This window comes from Microcystis sp. M109S1, from assembly GCF_020247025.1.
Lineage (GTDB): Bacteria > Cyanobacteriota > Cyanobacteriia > Cyanobacteriales > Microcystaceae > Microcystis.
This window is the reverse complement of sequence record NZ_JADBRW010000212.1, coordinates 1-2,764: the sequence shown is the minus strand read 5'-3', so window position 1 is coordinate 2,764 and position 2,764 is coordinate 1. Positions and strand designations below refer to the sequence as shown.

At 46.8% G+C, this 2,764-nt stretch carries 4 protein-coding genes and 1 pseudogene; 3 read left to right on the top strand and 2 right to left on the bottom strand.

What is annotated here, in order from left to right; translation table 11 throughout:
- Positions 1 to 95: helix-turn-helix domain-containing protein (locus IM322_RS10750; RefSeq protein ID WP_155119265.1), on the bottom strand; the 95-nt coding region annotated here is incomplete at its 3' end.
- Positions 96 to 183: 88 nt separating this feature from the next.
- Here IM322_RS10750 and IM322_RS10745 point away from each other — a divergent pair.
- Positions 184 to 636: pseudogene (locus IM322_RS10745) on the top strand (gamma-glutamyltransferase); the annotation flags it as partial.
- A gap of 52 nt (positions 637 to 688) precedes the next feature.
- A complete protein-coding gene (locus IM322_RS10740) occupies positions 689 to 2,224 on the top strand; it encodes a TolC family protein (RefSeq protein WP_287676404.1) in 1,536 nt (511 codons plus the stop codon).
- 54 nt (positions 2,225 to 2,278) lie between these two features.
- On the opposite strand, the gene IM322_RS10735 is transcribed toward IM322_RS10740, so the two are convergent.
- Complete coding sequence (locus IM322_RS10735) at positions 2,279 to 2,617, bottom strand: hypothetical protein (RefSeq protein ID WP_287676405.1); 339 nt, start codon at positions 2,615 to 2,617, stop codon at positions 2,279 to 2,281.
- Between the two features lie 90 nt (positions 2,618 to 2,707).
- Between IM322_RS10735 and IM322_RS23305 the strand changes: the two genes are divergently transcribed.
- Positions 2,708 to 2,764 (top strand): helix-turn-helix domain-containing protein (locus IM322_RS23305; RefSeq protein WP_190357389.1); only part of this gene is annotated, 57 nt, incomplete at its 3' end.

Here is a 2,764-nt window from a genome sequence, read left to right as displayed (position 1 = left end):
TTATTGTAAACTAATCTTACACAGCCCAAAGTGCGCCGCAATAGCGACTCTTGTTCTGGTGTGGGGTAAAATCGGTAAGAATAGGCTTTTTCCATGTCTCACATTTTAGCATATATTTGGTAAATGCGCTAGTATTTAACAGTAAAGCCGTCGTAGAACGACGGGGTTTCAGACCCAAAATTTTCGATGATCGGGGAAGCGGACTTAAATCCCTTTGGTTTTCACAATTGGCCGGTTGATCGTCGTTTATCCTCAATGATGTCCCCGACGATGATTTTAGAGGAAGGAAAGCCGCGATTTGTTCTCGGTTCTGGGGGTTCCAATCGCATTCGCACCGCTATTTTGCAGGTTATTAGCAATTTAATCGATTTTCGGCAATCCTTACCCGATGCGATCGCCGCCTCGCGCCTACATTGGGAAAATCAACAATTAGGAATTGAACCTTTAGAAGATCGGGAAAATATGCTCAAAAATCTGGTTTTACCCGCAAATACTCAAGTATCCCGGTGGCAAGAACAAAATATGTTTTTTGGGGGTGTGCATGGGGTGGCAGTGAATGATCGGGGGGAATTAACCGCTACGGGCGATCCGCGTCGGGATGAAGTAGGATTAGTAATTAGTAATCGGCCAACATAGTGGTGTGAGCTTGTTTACTTCTTATCGTTTACTGTTTACTTTCGAGATACTCATGTTGCTCTTGCGTTATGGTATTACCGTGAGTGCGGTGCTTGGGTTGATTTTCTTGGCTGAATCCTCGGTTAAGGCACAAACTCAGTCCGCTGCCGATTTATTGAAGAAACCCCGACCTACTGCCAATCCAGTTTCTCAATTACCTGGTCCCTCGGCGGCACCGGCAACCACGGAAGCGGATACCAAAGCCCCCAATTATCTTAATCCTAGTGGCAATCCCCTAATTTTTCCCACCAAACCGGATGAGGTGAATATTAGGGTAGTACAACCGATCACCTTAAATCAAGCGATCGAATTAGCTTTAAAAAATAATCAGACCTTACAGACAGCCCGGATTAATCTGGAAATCGCTCGCGCCCAATTAAAGGAACAACAGGCGGCCTTATTACCCACGGCAGAAGCGGAGGCCAGTCTCACTCAAGATCAATCGGCAGCTGCCCAAAGACAGAATGAGTTAGCTCGTCAACAGGGAATCCCAGCAGTTACACCCGAAGATAGTACCAACCTTCAGGGTAGTGTTCGCATCGTCTATGGGGTTTATACAGGGGGTGAACGGGCAGCCCAGATCAAAAGGGCCGAAAAAGTGATCCGGCAACAGGAATTAGAGGTGGAACGAGTCTCGGAACAAACTCGTTTTGATGCCACCGATGCCTATTATGAATTACAGAGGGGTGATGCCCAAGTAGCGATCGCCCAAGCCTCGATCGAAGATGCTAGTCAAAGTTTACGGGATGCTCAATTATTGGAGCAAGCGGGACTAGGAACTCGATTTGCTGTCCTACAGGCGGAAGTTGACCTCGCTAACGCTAACCAAGACTTAACCCGGGCGATTTCTAACCAGCGTATTTCCCGACGGCGACTGGCACAAATATTGAGTGTTGGCCAACACATTGAGTTAACCGCTGCCGATGAGATTCGCGAGGCGGGAACTTGGGGCTTAAGTCTTGATGATAGTATTGTTCTGGCCTATAAAAATCGCGCAGAATTAGAACAACAACTCTTACAACGGGAAATTAGCGCAGAAGACCGCTCGATCGCCATTTCGGCGGTGATTCCCCAAGTGGACCTTTTGGGCGCGTATAATGTCCTCAACGATCTCAGTGATGAAGCTGGTTTTGGCGATGGTTTTAGCGTCGGTGGCCGGATTCGTTGGACTTTTTTTGATGGTGGTCGTGCTTTTGCTCGCGCTCGTCAAGCGGAAAGAAATATTGATCGCGCCGATACGGAATTCTCCCTCCGTCGCAATGAAATTCGCCTTCAGGTGGAGGAATCCTACTATAGTTTGATTTCTAACCAAGAAAACATCAAAACTTCGCAAAAAAGCATTGAATCCGCCACGGAAAGTCTGCGATTAGCCCGTTTACGCTTTCAGGCGGGTGTGGGAACCCAAACGGATGTGATCAACTCCCAACGGGATTTAACCGATGCCAGAAGCCGTTATCTACAGGCGATCGTCGATTACAATAGATCCTTGAATAGTCTCCAGCGAGCGATTAGTAATTTACCGGATAATCGTTTGTTTGAAGTGCGTTAATTGTGGGATTTATCGCGGTGTGGTGTGGGGGGAGATAGCTAAATCTCCCCTATTTTAACGAGTTTGGATAATTCTAATCTGTTGTTCCCGCAATTGCTGCATGGTGGGAGTTTCCTGTAGCTCTTGCACCTGCGGACGCAGATTATTACAACGAGAGGAATTACTGCTACCGCATTCATTTTCGATCGTGTTCTGTCGCCGCTGCTCGATTTGGGGACTGGTGCGAAAGTTTAATTGCTGATTGTATTGGGGATATTTTTGGTAAGCGCAGGATTCAGCCCCCGCTAAACAACGCTCACTGATAGGCAATTGGGCCACGACTAGGTTGCCGCTAACGCAAACCCAACCCAGACCCAGAAACAAACCTGATAATAAAGAATTTCTAGTGATCATCGAAAATTTGGGTCTGAAACCCCGTCGTTCTACGACGGCTTTACCGTTAAATACTAGCGCATTTACCAAATATATGCCAGAATGTAAAATATGGAAAAAGCCTATTCTTACCGATTTTACCCCACACCAGAACAAGAGTCGCTATTG

What these genes read in the sequence shown, in the direction of transcription:
- IM322_RS10740 (WP_287676404.1), top strand. Translation starts at nt 689, where the DNA reads ATGTTGCTCTTGCGTTATGGTATTACCGTGAGTGCGGTGCTTGGGTTG.
- IM322_RS10735 (WP_287676405.1), bottom strand. Translation starts at nt 2,617, where the DNA reads ATGATCACTAGAAATTCTTTATTATCAGGTTTGTTTCTGGGTCTGGGT.